We start from the raw sequence: 18364 nt of genomic DNA, 5'->3' as shown, positions 1-18364 counted from the left end.
GGCCGCGTCGCGCCAGGTCGTGATGCCGCCGATGCCCGAGATGGGCAGGCCGGCCGTGGCCGGGTCGCGCGCGCTCTCGGCCCCCATGTTCAGCGCGGTCGGCGTGTGCGCCAGGCCGCAGGAGCCGCCGGGCGTGCCCAGGCCGGCGGTCACGCCGATCGCGCTGAACTTGGTGGCCGCGATCGCGCGCGCCCCGCCCACGGCCGGCCTGCCCATCTCGGGCATCGGCGGCATCACGACCTGGCGCGACGCGGCCGAGTTCATCGCCATGGGCTGCGGCACGGTGCAGGTCTGCACCGCCGCCATGGTCTATGGCTTCAAGATCGTGCAGGACATGTGCTCGGGCCTGAATACCTTCATGGACGAGAAGGGCTATGCCTCGCTTGACGACTTCCGCGGCCGCGCCGTGCCGACCGTGAAGAACTGGAACCAGCTCAACCTGAACCACGTCGAGAAGGCCGTCATCCACCAGGACAGCTGCATCAAGTGCGGGCGCTGCCATGTCGTCTGCGAGGACACGTCGCACCAGGCCATCTTCGCGATGAAGGACGGCCAGCGCCATTTCGAGATCAACGAGGCCGAATGCGTCGGTTGCAATCTCTGCGTGTCGATCTGTCCCGTCCCTGGCACCATCACGATGCGTGCCCTCCAGCCGGGCGAGACCGATGCGCGCACCGGTCGCGTCATCGACGGCAGCTATGCGAACTGGACCACGCATCCCAACAACCCGATGAGCGCGCGCTGCGGCTAAGCCCAATCAATGCAACCACAGAGGCACGGAGAGACAGAGGAAATGCAGACAACCCGGAGCTTGCTCTGTGGCTCTGAGCCTCTGTGGTTGCATTTCTCTTCAAGCAAGGAATTGCAATGACCACCTACGAAGTCGGCCACTGGATCAACGGCGCGATCACGCGCGGCAACGGTGAACGCCGCCAGGACATCTACAACCCCGCCACGGGGGCCGTGCAGGGCCAGCTGCTCTTGGGCAGCGTGGCCGACCTGGACGCCGCCGTGGCATCGGCCAGCAAGGCCGCCAAGGCCTGGGGCCAGACACCGGCGCTGGCACGCTCGCGCGTGCTGTTCAAGTTCCTGCACATCGTGCAGGAAAGGCGCGAGCTGCTGGCCGCGGCTCTCGTGCGCGAGCATGGCAAGACCCTGCCCGACGCCCTGGGTGAAGTGGCCCGCGGCATCGAGAACATCGAGTTCGCCACCGCCATGCCGCAGCTGCTGAAAGGCGAGTACACCGAGCAGATCGCCCGCGGGCTGGACGCCTGGAGCACGCGCCAGCCGCTGGGCGTCGTCGCCGGCATCACGCCGTTCAACTTCCCCGCCATGGTCCCCATGTGGATGTACCCGCTGGCCATCGGCTGCGGCAATGCCTTCATCTTGAAGCCCAGCGAGCGCGACCCGAGCGCGTCACTGCTGATGGCACGCTGGCTGCAGGAGGCCGGCCTGCCCGACGGCGTGTTCAGCGTCGTGCAGGGCGACAAGGAAATCGTCGATGCCATCCTGGCCCACCCCGGCATCGCCGCGGTCAGCTTCGTCGGCTCGACGCCGGTGGCCGAGCACATCTACAAGGTCGGCAGCGCCCACGGCAAGCGCGTGCAGGCCCTGGGCGGCGCCAAGAACCACATGGTCGTCATGCCCGACGCCGACCTGGAGCAGGCCGTGGACGCGCTGATGGGCGCGGCCTATGGCTCGGCCGGCGAGCGCTGCATGGCCATCTCGGTGGCCGTAGCGGTGGGCGACGCGGCCGACGCGCTGGTGGCAGCACTCGCGCCCAAGGTGGCCGCGCTGAAGATCGGCGAGGGCAACGGCGCGGGCATCGAGATGGGTCCGCTGATCACGCGGGCTTCGCAGCAGCGCGTGGAGAGGCTGATCGGCGAAGGCGTCGAGGCCGGCGCGAAGGCGGTTGTCGACGGCCGCGGTCTGCGCGTGCCGGGCTTTGAGGACGGCTTCTTCGTCGGCGGCACGCTGCTGGACGGCGTGTCAGCCGAGATGAGCTGCTACACCGAGGAGATCTTCGGCCCCGTGCTCTGCGTCGTGCGCGTGCCCGACCTCGCCGCAGCCATTGCGCTCATTGAAGCCAACGAATATGCGAACGGCGTGGCCATCTTCACCCGCGACGGCCATGTGGCGCGCGAGTTCGTGCACCACATCCAGGTCGGCATGGTCGGCGTCAACGTGCCGCTGCCGGTGCCCATGGCCTTCAACAGCTTTGGCGGCTGGAAGCGCAGCCTGTTTGGCGACCACCATGCCTACGGGCCTGAAGGCGTGCGCTTCTACACGCGGCACAAGGCGGTCATGCAGCGCTGGCCGGACTCCCTGCCCAAGGGCCCGCAATTTGCTTTCCCGCAGAACACTTGAAAACCAAACGCGACCACAGAGACACAAAGACACAGAGGAACGGCCTTTGAACTTCTCTGTGCCTCTGTGCCTCCGTGGTTGCATTTCTCCTTCCGAGGGACCCCGATGACCGCTCCCGATTCGACGCTGTCCAACGCCGACCTGCTGCCCACCACAGCCGCCCAGCGCCATTGGCGCTGGAAGGACTTCGCGGCGCTGTGGGTCGGCATGGTGGTCTGCGTGCCGACCTACACGATGGCCAGCGCCATGCTCGACCAGGGCTTCAGCTGGCAACGGGCGGTTTTCCTCGTGCTGCTGGCCAACTGCATCGTGCTGGTCCCCATGCTGCTGATCGGCCGCGTCGGACCCAAGCACGGCATCCCCTTCCCGGTGCTGGCGCGGGCGTCCTTCGGCGTCAAGGGCGCCAGCCTGCCGGCCGTGCTGCGCGGGCTGGTGGCCTGCGGCTGGTTCTCGATCAACTGCTATTTCGGCGCGCTGGCGCTGCACAGCTTCCTGAACGTGCTGGGCTTTGGCCTGTCCGCGCCCGGGCCGGGGGAAACCATCAGCAGTTCGCAGTTCGCCTGCTTCATGGCCTTCTGGGCACTGCATCTGTGGTTCATCTGGCGCGGCACCGAGTCCATCCGGCTGCTGGAGGTCATCGCCGCGCCGCTGATGATCGCAGCCTCCATCGCACTGGTCGTCGCGCTGATGCTGGCCGTGCCCAGCGCCCAGCTCTTCGGCCTGCCGGCCAAGGAAGTGCCGGGCGGCCCCAACACCTGGGCGGCGCTGACCGGCCTGGTGGGCTTCTGGGCCACGCTGGCGCTCAACATCCCCGACTTCACGCGCTTTGCCAAGACGCAGCGCGACCAGACCCTGGGCCAGGCCATCGGCCTGCCGGTCCCGATGGCGCTGTTCTCCATGGTCGGCGTCATCGGCTTCTCGGCCAGCGCCATCCTCTACGGCAAGGCCGAGCTCTTCCCCGATGCCCTGCTCGCCAAGATGGGCCCGGTGGCCGCGGGCATCGGCCTGCTCGTCATCCTGCTGGCCAACCTGACGACGAATGTCGCGGCCAACCTGGTCTCGCCCAGCTACGACTTCTCGCAGCTGGCGCCGAGCAAGATCAGCTTCCGCATGGGCGGCCTGATCGCCGCCGTCATCGGCCTGCTCTTCATGCCCTGGAAGCTGCTGGCCACCTCGGGCGGCTACCTCTTCACCTGGCTGGGCGGCTACGGCACGCTGCTGGGCGGCATCGCCGGCATCCTGCTGACCGACTATTACCTGATCCGCCGCACTGAACTCAAGAGCACCGACCTCTACCGGCGCGGCGGCGACTACGAGTACAACAGCGGCTGGAACCTGCGCGCGCTGATCGCCCTCGCGTTAGGCGTGCTGCCCTGCCTGCCGGGCTATCTGGTGGTGTCGGGCGTCGTCGACAGGGCCTCGGTCGCGCCGGCCCTGGTCACCCTGTTCGACTTCGGCTGGTTCTTCAGCCTGGCCGTGTCCGGCACGGTCTATTTCTTCTTGATGCCACGCGGAGGTTCGCGATGAGTTCCCTGTTGATCCGCGGTGCCGTCGTCGTCAATGCCGATGCCGAGTCCCGCACCGACGTGCTCTGTGTCGACGGCCACATCGCCGCGTTGGGCGAGCGCGCCGTGCGCGAGGCACCGGCCGGCACCGCGACGCTCGACGGCACCGGCCAGTACCTGCTGCCCGGCGGCATCGACCCGCACACCCACATGCAGCTGCCCTTCATGGGCACCGTCACGCAGGACGACTTCTTCACCGGCACCGCCGCCGGCCTGGCGGGCGGCACCACCAGCATCATCGACTTCGTCATCCCCAACCCGCAGCAACCGCTGATGGAGGCCTACCGCACCTGGCGCGGCTGGGCCGAGAAGTCGGCCAGCGACTACGCCTTCCACGTCGCCGTGACCTGGTGGGACCAGTCGGTCAGCGACGACATGGGCACACTGGTGCGCGAGGAAGGCGTGAACAGCTTCAAGCACTTCATGGCCTACAAGAACGCCATCATGTGCGACGACGAGACGCTGGTGAACAGCTTCAAGCGTGCGCTCGAACTCGGCGCCATGCCGACCGTGCACGCCGAGAACGGCGAGCTGGTCTACCTGCTGCAGGCCGAGGTGGCCAAGATGGGCATCACCGGCCCCGAAGGCCACCCGCTGTCCCGCCCGCCCATGGTCGAAGGCGAAGCGGCCAACCGCGCCATCGCGATTGCCGACGTGCTGGGCGTGCCCATCTACATCGTGCATGTCAGCTGCATCGAAAGCGCCGAGGCGATTGCGCGGGCGCGGGCCCGTGGCCAGCGTGTCTACGGCGAGGTGCTGGCCGGTCATCTGCTGATCGACGACAGCGTCTACCGCGACCCCGATTTCGCCACGGCCGCGGCCTATGTGATGAGCCCGCCCTTCCGGCCCAAGATCCACCAGGAGTTCCTGTGGCGCGGCCTGCAGAGCGGTCAGCTGCACACCACCGCGACCGACCACTGCACCTTCTGCGCCGGCCAGAAGGCCGCGGGCAAGGACAACTTCGCGCAGATCCCCAACGGCTGCGGCGGCGTCGAGGAGCGCATGGCCGTGCTGTGGGATGCCGGCGTCAACTCCGGCCGGCTCACACCCAGCGAATTCGTCGCCATCACCTCGGCGAACGCCGCCAAGCTGTTCAACATGTACCCGCGCAAGGGCGTGATCGCTGAAGGATCGGATGCCGACCTCGTGCTGTGGGACCCGGCAGGCACCAAGACGCTGAGTGCCAAGACGCAGTTCTCCAGGAACGACTTCAACATCTTCGAGGGCCGCACCGTGCGCGGCGTGCCCAGCCACACGATCGCCCAGGGCCGCGTCGTGTTCGCCCGTGGCGAGCTGCGCGCTGAAGCAGGCAAGGGCCGCTACCTGAAGCGCCCACCCTACGGTCCGCAGTTCGATGCGGCGGCCAAGCGCGCCCACGACCTCGCGCCCACTGCGGTCGCTCGCTGAAGCCGCCATGCAGACCGTCATCCCGCAGCTGCGCATGACCGATGCAGCACGCGCGCAGGCGTTCTACATCGACCAACTCGGCTTCAGCATCGACTGGCAGCACCAGTTCGAGCCTGGCCTGCCGCTCTTCCTGCAGATCACCCGTGACGGCCAGACGATCTTCCTGACTGGCCACGCCGGCGACTGTGCGCCCGGCGGCGCCGTCTACTTCTGGCTGCCGGACGCCGATGCCACCTACGCCGCCTTCATCGCCAAGGGCGTGCAGCCGCTCAAGCCCATCGAAGACATGCCCTGGGGCGTGCGCGAGTTCCTGCTCGTCGACCCCGACCACAACAAGCTGCGCTTCGGCACCAAGCTCTGAGGAATCCATCATGGACACCGCCGTCACCCAGACCGACATCACAAAGCTGCGCGTCAACGGCCAACGCCTGTGGGAATCGCTGATGGAGCTGGCCCGGATCGGCGCCACCGAGAAAGGCGGCGTCTGCCGGCTGACGCTGACCGACCTCGACAAGCAGGGCCGCGACCTCGTCACCCGCTGGGCACGCGAAGCCGGCATGACCGTCACCATCGACCAGATCGGCAACGGCTTCATGCGCCGCGCCGGCCGCAACAACAGCCTGCCGCCGATCATGACCGGCAGCCACATCGACACCCAGCCCACCGGCGGCAAGTTCGATGGCAACTACGGCGTGCTGGCCGGCATCGAGGTCGTGCGCACGCTCAACGATCACGGCATCGAGACCGAGGCGCCCATCGAGGTGGCCTTTTGGACGAATGAAGAAGGCTCGCGCTTCGTGCCCGTCATGATGGGCTCGGGTGTGTTCGCCAGGGCCTTCACGCTGGAGCATGCCTACGCGGCCACCGATACCGAAGGCAAGACGGTGAAGGGCGAGCTGGAACGTATCGGCTACGTCGGTCAGCAGGTGCCGGGCGACCACCCCATCGGCGCCTACTTCGAGACCCACATCGAGCAGGGCCCGGTGCTGGAAGACCACGACAAGACCATCGGCGTCGTCACCGGCGTGCTGGGCATCCGCTGGTACGACTGCGTCGTCACCGGCATGGAGGCCCACGCCGGCCCCACGCCGATGGCGCTGCGCAAGGACGCCCTGCAGGTGGCGGTGAAGCTGATGCAGGAGGTGGTCGCCTGCGCCCACCGCCACCCGCCGCATGGGCGCGGCACGGTCGGCATGGTGCAGGTGCATCCCAACAGCCGCAATGTCATCCCCGGCCGCGTGAAGTTCAGCATCGACCTGCGCAACGCGACGGACGAGTTGTGCGAGGCGATGGATGCGGACATCCGTTCGGTCGCGGCCAAGCTGTCGGCCGAAAGCGGCCTGCCCATCGAGATCACGCCGGTGAGCGCCTACCCCGCCCAGCCCTTCCACGCCGACTGCATCGCCGCCGTGCAGAAGGCGGCCGAAACGCTGGGCTACAGCAATATGCCGGTCGTCTCCGGCGCCGGCCACGACGCCGTCTACATGGCGAGGCTGGCGCCGGCCGGCATGATCTTCATCCCCTGCAAGGACGGCATCAGCCACAACGAGATCGAGGACGCCAAGCCCGAGCACATCGAGGCAGGGTGCAATGTGTTACTTCAGGCCATGCTCGAAAGGGCGGGCTGAGGATCGCGCCTCACGGGCCAGAGCTGTGCGACCGCCCAGCTGAGTTCAGGCAGCAGGAAGAGCAGCAGCACCGGCTCGCCGGTCTGGGCCCAGGCCCAGGCCATCCACAAGCTGAACAACAGCCGTGCAGCCGCGTCGTAGCGGCCGTACTGCTGGGTCGGGCCGCGCAGCCTCAGCACCGACCAGACCAGCACGATGCTGCCCATCAGCAGCGCGAACAGCATCTGCATGGGTTCGAAGACCGGCAAGGACTGGCCGCCCAGGGCCTGGTTCACCCCGCCGAGGTGGCCGAAGGCGATGGCAAAGGTCCAGGGCGTTGCGAAGGGTGCCGTGACGACAAAGTCATAGGCGGCACTGGCGAAGACGACACGGCGGAATTGCGTGGGGCTGAAGGCGAGCATTGGGCCTCGAGGAGTGACGAAGGCGCGCATGCTCCACCCTCGAGTACGCTCCAAGGTCAAGCCCCTTGAGCACCTAAGCCATGCAGATCGGCACCCTCTCCGCCCGCACCGGCCTGAGCCGCGACAGCCTGCGCTTTTACGAGAAGCGCGGCCTGCTGCAGGCGCGCCGCAGCGACAACGGCTACCGCGACTACCCCGAGGAGGCCGTGCAGTGGCTGGGCTATGTGCGCACCGCCCAGCAGCTGGGCTTCACGCTGGCCGAGATCGCGGCCGACCTGCCCCTGCTCACGCAAGGCGAGGATGCCGGCCCGGCCCTGCGCGCGACGCTGCAGCGCAAGCTGGCGGACATCGACGAACGCATCACAGCCCTTCACGGGCTGCGTGCCGAACTGGCCAGTCGATTGGCCGGCACACCCGAGACGGGCGCGAGCTGCCCGCTGCGCCCGGCAGCCTGAACGGTCATCCCGCTCAAGCCACCGCGCTGCGCACCGCCTCGCGCACCAGACCATCGAGTTGGCCGGTGATGTGCGTCATCTCGCCCGACACGACAGCGAACTCACGGCCCGAGGCGCCGGCCCGGGCCGCGACCACCTGGGCGTTGAAGGACACGATGCGAGCATGCTTGGCGATCTGCTCGATATCACCCATGACCGCCGTGAGCTGCTTCTTGGCGCTGGCCGCCTGCTGGCGGGCCAGGTCCTCGTAGAGCTGGGTCAGCCGGTTCAGCACGGCCAGCAGCGGCGTGACGCTATCCACCAGTTCCTCCAGCAGCGCCGGCGCACTGCGGGCCTCGGTACCGATCGCGTCCAGCGCGCGCTGCGCCAGGCCGATGAAGCCGCCGATGCGCTCATCGGCCCGGTCGGCACCGAAATAGGCCTGCTCCAGCTCGCCGCCCAGCACGCCTGGCGACAGTTCGCCTTCGGTCAGGGAGCGATGGGCCTCGCGGAAGGTCGTCAACGCGTCATGCGCGGTGGTCAGCGCGCCCCCCCGGCCCTGCAAGGCCAGCACCGCGAACAGCACCAGCCGCTGCGACGTGAAACGACGCCGGCCGGAGAGGTTGATCAACTTGCCAAAGACCTCGCCTGCCGTTTGTTTGGGCGCGGCACCCGCTTTTCGTGCATCGGGCACTGCACGCTGGTGGTGCGACATGACTTCCTCCGTGATCTGGGTCACGACCGGCGCCTCCCTCGGCTGCATGCCGGCCTTGCCCACCCCAGGGTTAGCACGGGGCGTGCCAGCGCAATGGCAGCTCGCAGCTCGCGCCAATCCCCGCAAACCCGGAGCGGGCGAATACCACTTTGAGATCGAGGGCAGCCCTTCCTACCATCGCGTCCTCGTCATCCGCGCGGCCCACAAGCCGCTGCGCGACCCCGCCATCGTTGGAATACCCCCATGAAACTCCATCTCTCGACGCGCACCGCGCTGCTCTCGCTGACCGCTGCCGCCGCCGCCTTGTGCATGGGCAGCGCCAAGGCCGCCCCTGATACCAATCGTGTCATCGTGATGTTCAAGCCGGGCGCCGCGGCACAAGGCCGCGCGGCCGTGGCCACCGCCAAGGGCCGCGTCGTGCATGAGATCGAAGGCATGGACGCGATGGCCATCGAGGTGCCCGTCCAGGCGTTGAAGGGCCTGGCGCACAACCCCAACATCGAATACGTCGAGGAAGACGTGAAGCGCTATCCGCTGGCCGGCACCAGCCCCTCGACCGGCGCCCCCTATGCGCTGGGCCAGCTGGTGCCCTATGGCATCCAGATGGTCCAGGCCGATCAGCTGCCGGACACCTACGCCGCCAACCGCAAGGTCTGCATCATCGACTCGGGCTATGCCCGCGGCCATGAAGACCTCGATGCGGACGCCACCCGCATCACGGGTGAATACGACAGCGGCACCGGCTGGTGGTACACCGACGAAAACCACCACGGCACCCATGTGGCCGGCACCATCGCGGCGCTGAACAACGGCGGCGTCGGCGTGGTAGGCGTCAACGCCAACCGGCAGCTGAAGCTGCACATCGTCAAGGTGTTCGGCGCCGCGGGCTGGGCCTATTCGTCCACGCTGACCACGGCCGCCAACAAGTGCGGCGCGGCAGGCGCGAACGTGATCAGCATGTCGCTGGGTGGCGGCCGCGCCAGCAAGACGGAGGAGCGCGCCTTTGCGTCGCTGCTCAGCAAGAACGTGCTGTCCATTGCAGCCGCTGGCAATGACGGCACGACGGCCGTCTCCTACCCGGCGGGCTACCCGAGCGTGGTGTCGGTCGGGGCGCTGGACGAGGCCAAGGCCTGGGCCACGTTTTCCCAGTACAACAGCACGGTTGAACTCTCGGCGCCGGGCGTCAATGTGCTGTCGACCGTCCCCATGGGCGGCGGCTCCAGCTCCAACCTGAGCGTCGGCGGCGTGGCCTATGCACCGGGCGCGATGGACGGCTCGCCGAAGAAGACCGCCACCGCGCCGCTCGCGGATTTCGGCATCGGCAACGCCACCGATCCCGCCATGAACGGCAAGGTCTGCCTGATCGCCCGCGGCACGGTGGACTTCTCGACCAAGGTCAGCAACTGCCAGGCCAGCGGCGGTGTCGGCGCGGTGGTCTACAACAACGCGGCCGGCGGCTTCGGCGGCACCCTGGGCACGACGGTCACGACGATTCCTTCGGTGACGGCCTCCGACACGGAAGGCGCGGCGATGAAGAACCAGCTGGGCCAGAGCGCGACGGTGGCGGTCACCGCCACCAACTACGCCTTCTTCGACGGCACCTCGATGGCGACGCCGCATGTGTCCGCCGTCGCCGCCCTGGTGTGGAGCTACTTCCCGACCTGCACGGCTGCGCAGATCCGCAGCACGCTGACCAAGAGCGCCGAAGACCTCGGCGCGGCCGGCCGCGACGTCAAGTTCGGTTTCGGCCTGGTGCGCGCCAAGGCCGCACGCGACCGCATCGCCTCGCTGGGCTGCGGCAACTGAGTCGGCTTCGGCCGCGACGGACAAGGGCGGCCTGGCCGCCCTTTTTCATGGCCGGCCGGCAAGGTCCTTCAGCCGGCTCGCGGCCTCGGCCAGCGTCTCATTCCGCTTCGCAAAGCAGAACCGCACATGCCGGCGCTCCTGGGGCTGCTGGTAGAAGACCGACAGCGGGATGGCCGCGACGCCAATCTCGGTGGTCAGCCATTTGGCGAACTCCAGCTCGGGCAGATCCGACACGGCGCTGTAGTCCACCGTCTGGAAGTAAGTGCCCTCACAAGGCAGCAGTTTCAACGGCGTGGCGGCCAGCGCCGCGCGGAAGGCATCGCGCTTGGCTTGGTAGAAGTTGCTCAGGCCCTGCCATGGCGCCGGGTTGGCGAGATAGGCCGCGATCGCATGCTGCGTCGGGGTGTGAACGGTGAACACCGTGTACTGGTGCAAGCGGCGAAAGGCCGCTGACAGCGCCGGTGGTGCGGCGACGAAGCCGACCTTCCAGCCCGTCACATGCAGGGTCTTGCCAAAGCTGTTGACGAGGAAGCTGCGCTCGCGCAGGGCCGGGTAGCGCGCCACGCTCTCGTGCGGCGCATCGTCGAAGACCATGTGCCCGTAGACCTCGTCGCTGATGACGAAGAGGTCGTGCTGTTCAGCCAGGCACTGCAACTCCAGCAGGTCGTCGTGCGTGGCGACGCGGCCACTGGGGTTGTGCGGCGTGTTGATGACGATGGCCCGCGTGCGCGGCGTGATGGCAGCGCGCACCGCCGCCCAGTCGATGCGGTAGTCCGGCGTCATCGGCACGCCCACCGGCCTGGCGCCGGCGAGGCGGATGGCCGGGTCGTAGCTGTCGTAGGCCGGCTCCAGGATGATGACCTCGTCGCCCGCGCCGACGCAGGCCTGCAACGCGGTGAAGATCCCCTGCGTGCCGCCGGCGGTGATGGTGATGTCGAGATCCGCGTCGTAGGCCGAACCGTACAGCCCGTTCAGCTTGGCCGCCACCACCTGGCGCAGCGCCGGCACCCCGCTCATCGGCGGGTACTGGTTGTGGCCGGCGACCATGGCGTCCGTCACCGCCTGCAGCAGGGCCGGGTCGGCACCAAAGTCCGGAAAACCCTGGCCGAGATTGACGGCGCCATGCTCGGTGGCCAGGGCCGACATGACGGTGAAGATGGTGGTGCCGGTATTGGGCAGCTTGGTGGGCAGGGCGGGCATGGGGGACGATTCTGCCGGCGCCTCGCCCAGCGCCCAGCGCCCAGCGCCACAGCGCCACAGCGCCACAGCGCCACAGAGCCACAGCGTCTCAGGGGACAGGCCCCGGCGGGCCCTTGAGCTCGACGACGTTGCCCTCGGGGTCGCTCAGGTAGAGGGAAGGCCCCTCGCCCTCGGCGCCGTAGCGGCTCTCGGTCTTGCCGGCTTCGACGCCATGCGCCGCAAGATGGGCGCGAATGGCATCGGCGTCGAAGGCGTCGACGCGCAGGCAGAAGTGATCCAGGTTGCGGCCCTCGGCGCCAGGCGCCGCGCCGCCCATGCGACCGAGCTTGCCGTCGACGGGCACGAGGTCGATCAGCGAGCGGCCGGCGCGCAGCTGCACGAGGCCGATCTCGTCCTGGCGGCGCTCGACGGCGCAGCCGAGCGTGTCGACATAGAAGCGGACCATCGCGTCGAGGTCGATGACGCGCAGCACGACATGGTCGATGCCTTGCAGCTTGAGCATGCGGCAATCTCCTTTTTCCGGGTGGGCAGCATCATGCCGCGCCGCCCCCATGCCGAAAGTGACGACGGGTTTGTCCGGGGTAACGACATGGCCTCGGCGCGCTCAATAGCAGCATGCAAGACCCGCAGGCCCTTCGTGTATCTACACCGACATGAGCTGGCTGACCCGCCTCGGCTTCGTCGCGCCGGCCGCGTCCGCCGCAGGCGATGAGGCCGCGCTGCTGACCCGTGTGGCCGCTGGCGACGCCGACGCGCTGGCGCTGGTCTACCGGCGCGAGAGCGGCTCGGTCTACCGCTACGCACTGGCGCTGGCCGGCGACGAGGCCGCGGCGCTGGACGCCGTGCAGGAGGCCTTCGCGCAACTGCTGCGCGGGCCGCAGGGCTACCGGGCGGACCGCGGCTCGCTGGGCGCCTACCTGGCCGGCATGGCACGGCACCAGTTGCTGAATCAGTGGCGCGATGCACGCCGGCATGTGTCGCTGGACGATGCGCTCGACACCGACAGCGGCGGCGTCGAGCTGACGCTGGCCAGCGACGCGCGGCTGGACCGGGCCCAGCGGCATGAGGTCCTGTGGGCCGCCATCCGGTCCTTGAGCTGGCCGCAGCGGGAGGCCATCGTGCTGGTGGACCTGCAGGAGCGCAGCTACGACGACGCTGCGGCGATTGCCGGCGTCAGCACCGACACGCTGCGCACCCGCCTGCACCGCGCCCGCCAGCGCCTGGCCGACCTGCTGGCCGTGGGAGAACGACCATGAGCATTCACGACGACACCCCGGACTGGCTGAGGCCGGCCCGGACGGCGTTCAACCGGCTCCAACCGGGCGCCGACCAGGAGGCCGCGCAGCTGGCGCGACTGACCGAGCAGCAGCGCGTGCTGCGCGTGCACCGCAGCGTGGCCGAGTCTGCCGAGGCGCACGAGCCACGCTGGCTGCGTCGCCTGGCCTGGGGCGGCGGCGCCCTCGGTGCCACGGCCGCTGTGCTGCTGAGCGCCATGCTGCTGCTGGACCCACCCGGCACCCGGACGGCACGGGCCGAGCCGGCGACAGGCACCGGCTTCATCCCGCTGGTGCCGGAAGGCGAGTTCCGCGCCGCGCTGGCCGCCAGCCGCAGCGTCGCGGTCTGGCTGCAGCCGGCCGAGCTGCCGCGCGAGCGTCTGGCCCTGCTCGGCCTGCCCTTCGACGCCGCACGCGCCGACGAGACGGTGCGGGCCGAACTGATGTTGAACCCGAGCGGCCAGTTGCTGGCCGTGCGCATCCTGGAGGTAGCACCATGAAGACACCCCTGACCGGCTTGACGCTGATCGCCCTGGCGGCCTCGGCCACCGCACTGGCGAACGACGCCGGGATCGAACGCGACCTCGGGCGCGACATCGAACGCCATGTGCAGCTGGCCCTGTCGGACATGCCCGTGCGCATCGCGCTGGGCGACCAGGCGCTGGCCTTCGCCGGCCGCGAGCTGGCGGGCGAGCGCGTCGTGCGCGGCGCGCCCTACTGCGCCACGGCCGTGCACGAGCACGTGCAGACCTTGGGTGACGGCAACCGCATCGTGCGCAAGCAGGAGAGCCAGCTCTGCCGCGACGGCGAGGGCCGCACGCGGCGCGAAGTGCAGCGCGAGGGCGGGCCCAAGGTCGTCTACCTGAATGACCCGGTGGCCAAGGAGGCGTGGGCCGTCTACCCCGAACAGAAGCGCGTGCAGCGGCTGCGTGGCACGGTGGCCTGGGCGCCCGGTGCCGATGCCGCGGCGCATGCCGCCTGGCAGGCCTCGATGCAGGACTGGGGTGAACGCATGAAGGAGCAGGCCGCGCGCTGGAAGGAATGGGGCGGGCGAGTGGCCGAGAACGCCCGGACCGTGGAGGCCGAGCGCATCCGCAGCCGCGCGCAAGCCCAGGCCGGCGAACCGGGCATCGTCATTGAGCGGGAGTTCACCGTGCCGGCGGCGCCGCCCGCGTCGGGCGCCAGCGCCGTGGAACGCCGCCGCGAACTGCGCGTCTTGCGCGCCAGCGAGTTGCCCCCGCTGCCTGCCATGCCGGCCCAACCCGCACCGCCAGCGCCGATGGCCATCCCCGTGCCGCCGGTGCCGCCCATGCCGCTGCTGCAAGGCCCGATGCTGGCGCGCGAGGGCGGCGTGACCACGGCGCTGCCGAGCAAGGAGGTCGACGGCGTCAAGGTCAACGGCGAGCGCACGACCTGGACCATCGAGGCCGGCAGGATCGGCAACGAGAAGCCCATCGTCAGCACGCGCGAAGTCTGGCGCAGCCCGGAGCTGATGCTCACCATCCAGAGCCGCGACGCCGACCCGCGCTCGGGCGAGCAGAACTACCGGCTGGAGAAGATCAGGCGCGGCGAGCCCGACCCCGCGCTGATGAAGCTCCCGGCGGATTTCAGCCAGGGGCCCAAGCGCAGCGCCATGCCTGCGATGAAGGCGCCGAGCGCGCCGACCCGTTCGTCCTGACGTTCAGTCCGCCGCCGTCACGGGCGCGGGTGCGGCCGGGGCCGGCTTCAGCATGCTTGCCAGGTTGTGAGCAATGCCGGTGATGCCCTGATTGGACAGGCCGGCGTCATGCATCACCGCATCGACGAGGGGCTTGGCGATCTGGTACTGCAGGGCCGAGTTCATGACCTGTTCGGGGAAGGTGGCGCCTGCTCCAGAACCACCGACACCGCCGCCTTCCGGGCCGCCACCCTGGCCCGGCATGCCGTTGACCTGCACGATGCGGATGGAGTCGATGTGCTCCATCGGCTTGACGGCCTCGGCCAGGATGGCCGGCAGCTGCTGCAGCAGCTGGGTGCGCACCTGCAGCTCGACCTGCGCGGCCGACAGCGTGTTCAGCGCCTCGTTGATCGCACGGCGGCCCTCGGCCTCGGCGATCGCCGCGGCCTGCTTGGCTTTGGCCTCGATGGTCAAGGCCTCGGCGCGGTCGATGGCCGCTTCCTTCTCGGCCGATGCCGACACCTTCACCGCGATGGCGTTCTGCTCGGCGTCCTTGCTGGCTTCGATCAGCTGAATCGCCTTGTCGCGCTCGGCCACCGCCACCTGGCGCGCGGTGTTGACGGTTTCCTCGGCCTTGACAGCTTCGGCGCGGGCCAGATTGGCCGCGGCGTCCGCCTCGGACTGCTCGCGCGACTTGGTCGCGATGGCGATCTGCGTGTCCTGGCGCGCGATCTCGACCTGCTTGCGCTGCTCGGCGCGCTTCATCTCGGTCTGGCGCTCCTGCTCGATCTCGCGCGTCTGGATGACGAGGGTCTTCTCGATCTCCGCAGCCTTGATCTCGCGCTCGGCCTCGATCTTGCGCTGCCCCACCTGGCGCTCGGCCTCGATCTTCACCGTCTCGGCCTCACGGTTGCGCTCGGCCTGCTGAGAGGCGATCTGCGCGGACTGCTCGGCGCGGGCCATCTCGATCTCGCGCTTTTGCGTCAGCGAGGCGAACTCCTGGTCCTTCTCGATGGTCAGCTTCAGGCGGCTCGCCTCCAGGTTCTTGGTGCGCACCTGCACCTCGGTGTCCTGCTCGACATCGTTGCGCTGCTTGCGGCGCGCCTCGGTCTGCTCGGTCAGGCGCGTCAGGCCCTCGGCGTCGAAGGCGTTGTTGGGGTTGAAGAACTGCTTGTCGGTCTGGTCCAGGCTGGTGAGAGACACCGACTCCAGCTCAAGGCCGTTCTTCTCCAGGTCTTCGGCCACGGCGTTCTGCACCGCCTGCACGAAGTCGCGGCGCTTGTCCTGCAGCTCCTGGATGGTCATGGTCGCCGCCGTGGCGCGCAGGCTGTCGACGAACTTGTCTTCCACCAGCGCCTTCAGCTCGTTCGGGCTCATGGTGCGCGCACCCAGCGTCTGGGCCGCCGTGCTGACCGCTTCTTCGGTCTGCTTGACGCGCACGAAGAAGGCCGCCGTCACATCGACGCGCATGCGGTCCTTGGTGATCAGGCTCTCGCGCTCGCGGCGAACCACCTCGAGCTTGAGCGTGTTCATGTTGACCAGCACGCGCTCGTGGAAGATCGGCAGCACGATGGCGCCGCCGTCCATGATGACCTTCTGGCCACCCAGGCCGGTGCGCACGAAGGCCAGTTCCTTGGTGCTGCGCTTGTACAGGCGCGCGAAGATGAAGCCGATGGTCAGCAGGCCGAGCAGGCCGATGCCGGCAATGGCGGAGATTTCGATCAGGTTGTCCATGTCTTCTTCAACTCCCTTGTTGTCAGATCAGGTTGGGATGCGGGTTGGCGATGCAGCGGTAGAAGGCCCCGGCCTTGCGCACGATCAGTATCTGCGCGCCTTCCTCGAACACTTCCTCGTCCAGGTCGGGCTCGACCATCAGGTAGTGGACGCGGCCATGGGCATCACGCACGCGCGCCTGCGCCGCCAGGCCGCGCCGCGCCGCGCCGGCGCTGACGACACCGCCGCGCCCCACCAGCGACTGCTCGCTGACGGCCGTGGTTTCGTCGCGCGGGATGATGTGGGCCACCAACGAGCCCAGGCCACGCACCGTGGCCAGGCCCGGCGGCACCGCCAGCAGCCCCGCCAGCCAGCCCGGCAGGAAGCCGCCAAGCAGGTTGAACGCCACCTTCTGCAGCGCATAACCGAACAGGGCATAGCCCAGCAGGAAGAGCAGCAGCAGCACCAGTGCCGGCACGCGGCCCAGGTGCAGCCAGCCGAGCACGCGGTCCAGGCCCGATTCAGGCACGGCCTGGGGCAGCAGGTCGTCGATGACATTGCTGGGGCTGAGCGCCACCAGCATGCCCAGGCCCTCCAGCAAGGCGATGGCGACGATGAGCGCCACGGCAACGCCGAAGGGCAAGGTCTCGGGCGAGGTGAACAGTTTCATCTGGACGTTCCGGGGTTGCGGACGGGCAGGAGTGTCACGCCTGTCCAGACTTGATTTGAGCAAGCCGCTCGGCGATCTTGTGGTCGCGCACCATGGCCTCCAGTTCGTTCAGGCGCGCGGCCTGGTCCAGCGTGCCGGCGCGCTGCGTGCCGTCCAGGCCGGTCTGGCGCTGGTAGATCTTGTCGAAGGCATCCGTGACCTTGCCCAGGCGCTGCTCCACGTTGCCCTGCCCCACTGGCTGCGCGGCGGACTCAGTCGCCGCACGGCTCTTGCGGAACTCGGCCAGCGCTTGCTGCATCTCGCGCTTCTTGGCCAGCAGCGCGGCGGTGAAGCCCTGCAGCTCCTGCTCCTGGCGGGCCAGGTCGGCCAGCGTCGTCTCCAGCACGGGGATCTGCGCCTCGATGTCGATCTGGCGTGATACGGCGGCGCGGGCCAGGTCCTCGCGCTGTGCAGCCAGGGCTTGCGCGATCTGTTCGCTCAGATCCTCATGGCTGCGATTCAGCCTGGCATGCTGCTGCTGGGCCAGATGCCGGTTGGCGCTGACGGTGCCGAGCTCGTGGCGCACCTCGTCGATGACGCCGTCGGCCTCGCGAATGGCCTGCTCCATGGCGGCATGCGGGTTGATGTCCTCGATCTTGTCCAGCAGCGCATGCACGCCACCGGCGATCACGCGGCCCACGCGGGTCTTCAGGGAATCGGCCATGTCAGGCTCCTTTCAGTGCCGAGGCGAGCTCGACGGTGACGGACAGGTGGCGGCGCACCACCTCGGGATCAAACGCATGCGCGGCGGCGGTGGTGGCCTGGCGCAGCAGGGATTCGCTGAGCAACGCGGCGCGGCGCACCAGCGCGTCTTCCAGCTTGGCGGCATCAGCGGCGGTCTGCGGCGCGCCGCTGATGACGAGGGCCATCAGCGTCGTGACCTGCTCGACAAGCCCGCTGAGCACTTCCGAATGCCTGCCCTCGCTGCCTTCGATGCGCACCAGCGCCTCGCGCAGCCGGTGCGTCAGCTCCCGCGACCAGGCATGGGCGGCCACATAGTCAAAGGCGCCGTCATGCTGGCGCTTGAGCTGCGAGAGCAGCACCCGCAGCTTGTCGCTGTTCGTCGTGGCGCCTTCCACCTGCAGCTGGGCCAGCCACAGGTAGAGGTCGCTGGGGATGCGAGCCGACAAGGGCTCCATCGTGATCGTCTGCGTCGCCATGCGGCACCGCCTTCAAATGAGTTCCAACGAACGCGAATGTATTCGTTTGAATTCATTTGTCAACAGAGGTGATCACACCGCTCTGGCGGCGGCGAAGGTTCGTGCTGACGCCGGGTGGGCCTTGTGTGATCACATCGCGTGCACCGGCGCAGCGTCTTGACGCGCTCGCGGGCCGCTTCGCAGCGGTGGACTAAACCGCTCGCGCGGTAGCCGCTCCGGCAACACCACGATTGCTCGTCGGGTTTCAGGCTCTGCCAAGTTGGAGGGCGAGGCGATCTGCCTCGCACTTCGACTGGAGCTGAACCATGAGCTCATTGACGACCAACGT

18 protein-coding genes and 1 pseudogene are annotated in these 18364 nt (G+C 68.7%); 11 read left to right on the top strand and 8 right to left on the bottom strand.

Annotated elements, in window-relative coordinates:
* Positions 1–142 precede the first annotated feature (142 nt).
* The 6 genes and pseudogenes from ACT6S0_RS19640 to ACT6S0_RS19615 all read left to right on the top strand — a co-directional run.
* A pseudogene (locus ACT6S0_RS19640) lies at positions 143–751 on the top strand (4Fe-4S dicluster-binding protein); the annotation flags it as partial.
* Positions 752–867: 116 nt separating this feature from the next.
* Positions 868–2367, top strand: coding sequence for a CoA-acylating methylmalonate-semialdehyde dehydrogenase (locus ACT6S0_RS19635; protein ID WP_444765469.1), 1500 nt, complete (start codon positions 868–870; stop codon positions 2365–2367).
* Positions 2368–2472: 105 nt separating this feature from the next.
* Complete coding sequence (locus ACT6S0_RS19630) at positions 2473–3894, top strand: NCS1 family nucleobase:cation symporter-1 (protein WP_444765468.1); 1422 nt, start codon at positions 2473–2475, stop codon at positions 3892–3894.
* Positions 3891–5339, top strand: coding sequence for a dihydropyrimidinase (gene hydA, locus ACT6S0_RS19625; RefSeq protein ID WP_444765467.1), 1449 nt, complete (start codon positions 3891–3893; stop codon positions 5337–5339). The genes ACT6S0_RS19630 and hydA overlap by 4 nt, the downstream gene beginning before the upstream one ends.
* 7 nt (positions 5340–5346) lie before the next feature.
* Positions 5347–5700 carry a bleomycin resistance protein gene (locus ACT6S0_RS19620; RefSeq protein ID WP_444765466.1) on the top strand — a complete coding sequence of 118 codons (354 nt, stop codon included), beginning with the start codon at positions 5347–5349 and terminating at the stop codon, positions 5698–5700.
* 10 nt (positions 5701–5710) lie between these two features.
* Entirely contained in the window at positions 5711–6967 is a 1257-nt protein-coding gene (locus ACT6S0_RS19615; RefSeq protein WP_444765465.1) for a Zn-dependent hydrolase, read from the top strand.
* Here ACT6S0_RS19615 and ACT6S0_RS19610 read toward each other — a convergent pair.
* Complete coding sequence (locus ACT6S0_RS19610; RefSeq protein ID WP_444765464.1) at positions 6940–7368, bottom strand: hypothetical protein; 429 nt, start codon at positions 7366–7368, stop codon at positions 6940–6942. The two genes, ACT6S0_RS19615 and ACT6S0_RS19610, sit on opposite strands and share 28 nt — an antisense overlap.
* An 80-nt stretch (positions 7369–7448) precedes the next feature.
* On the opposite strand from ACT6S0_RS19610, the gene ACT6S0_RS19605 reads away from it, so the two are divergent.
* Complete coding sequence (locus ACT6S0_RS19605; protein ID WP_444765463.1) at positions 7449–7823, top strand: MerR family transcriptional regulator; 375 nt, start codon at positions 7449–7451, stop codon at positions 7821–7823.
* Between the two features lie 13 nt (positions 7824–7836).
* Here the strand turns inward: ACT6S0_RS19605 and ACT6S0_RS19600 are convergent, their stop codons facing one another.
* Entirely contained in the window at positions 7837–8541 is a 705-nt protein-coding gene (locus ACT6S0_RS19600; RefSeq protein ID WP_444765462.1) for a type IV pili methyl-accepting chemotaxis transducer N-terminal domain-containing protein, read from the bottom strand.
* Positions 8542–8760: 219 nt separating this feature from the next.
* Here ACT6S0_RS19600 and ACT6S0_RS19595 point away from each other — a divergent pair, with 219 nt between their 5' ends.
* Complete coding sequence (locus ACT6S0_RS19595) at positions 8761–10323, top strand: S8 family serine peptidase (protein ID WP_444765461.1); 1563 nt, start codon at positions 8761–8763, stop codon at positions 10321–10323.
* 45 nt (positions 10324–10368) lie between these two features.
* Here ACT6S0_RS19595 and ACT6S0_RS19590 read toward each other — a convergent pair whose 3' ends face one another.
* Together ACT6S0_RS19590 and ACT6S0_RS19585 are read right to left on the bottom strand one after the other, a co-directional pair.
* Positions 10369–11523, bottom strand: a complete 1155-nt coding sequence (locus ACT6S0_RS19590; RefSeq protein ID WP_444765460.1) for a methionine aminotransferase — start codon at positions 11521–11523, stop codon at positions 10369–10371.
* 88 nt (positions 11524–11611) lie between these two features.
* Positions 11612–12025, bottom strand: coding sequence for a VOC family protein (locus ACT6S0_RS19585; RefSeq protein ID WP_444765459.1), 414 nt, complete (start codon positions 12023–12025; stop codon positions 11612–11614).
* Between the two features lie 151 nt (positions 12026–12176).
* Here ACT6S0_RS19585 and ACT6S0_RS19580 point away from each other — a divergent pair, with 151 nt between their 5' ends.
* From ACT6S0_RS19580 to ACT6S0_RS19570, 3 genes are read left to right on the top strand one after another with little or no spacing between them, the layout of a single operon-like run.
* On the top strand, positions 12177–12779 hold the full coding sequence (locus ACT6S0_RS19580) for an RNA polymerase sigma factor (protein ID WP_444765458.1): 603 nt from the start codon (positions 12177–12179) through the stop codon (positions 12777–12779).
* A complete protein-coding gene (locus ACT6S0_RS19575; protein WP_444765457.1) occupies positions 12776–13297 on the top strand; it encodes a hypothetical protein in 522 nt (173 codons plus the stop codon). The genes ACT6S0_RS19580 and ACT6S0_RS19575 overlap by 4 nt, the downstream gene beginning before the upstream one ends.
* Entirely contained in the window at positions 13294–14475 is a 1182-nt protein-coding gene (locus ACT6S0_RS19570) for a hypothetical protein (RefSeq protein WP_444765456.1), read from the top strand. Before ACT6S0_RS19575 ends, ACT6S0_RS19570 begins: the two co-directional genes overlap by 4 nt.
* 3 nt (positions 14476–14478) lie before the next feature.
* Here ACT6S0_RS19570 and ACT6S0_RS19565 read toward each other — a convergent pair whose 3' ends face one another.
* From ACT6S0_RS19565 to ACT6S0_RS19550, 4 genes are read right to left on the bottom strand one after another with little or no spacing between them, the layout of a single operon-like run.
* A complete protein-coding gene (locus tag ACT6S0_RS19565) occupies positions 14479–16188 on the bottom strand; it encodes a flotillin family protein (RefSeq protein WP_444765455.1) in 1710 nt (569 codons plus the stop codon).
* A gap of 22 nt (positions 16189–16210) precedes the next feature.
* The gene (locus ACT6S0_RS19560; protein ID WP_444765454.1) at positions 16211–16837 is read right to left on the bottom strand and encodes a YqiJ family protein; all 627 of its coding nucleotides are present in this window, start codon (positions 16835–16837) and stop codon (positions 16211–16213) included.
* 34 nt (positions 16838–16871) lie between these two features.
* On the bottom strand, positions 16872–17540 hold the full coding sequence (locus ACT6S0_RS19555) for a PspA/IM30 family protein (protein WP_444765453.1): 669 nt from the start codon (positions 17538–17540) through the stop codon (positions 16872–16874).
* Between the two features lies 1 nt (position 17541).
* The gene (locus ACT6S0_RS19550) at positions 17542–18036 is read right to left on the bottom strand and encodes a hypothetical protein (protein WP_444765452.1); all 495 of its coding nucleotides are present in this window, start codon (positions 18034–18036) and stop codon (positions 17542–17544) included.
* Between the last annotated feature and the right edge of the window lie 328 nt (positions 18037–18364).

It is taken from the genome of Roseateles sp. (genome assembly GCF_052436255.1).
Lineage (GTDB): Bacteria > Pseudomonadota > Gammaproteobacteria > Burkholderiales > Burkholderiaceae_C > Pelomonas.
This window is presented reverse-complemented; position numbering and strand designations above follow the sequence as displayed.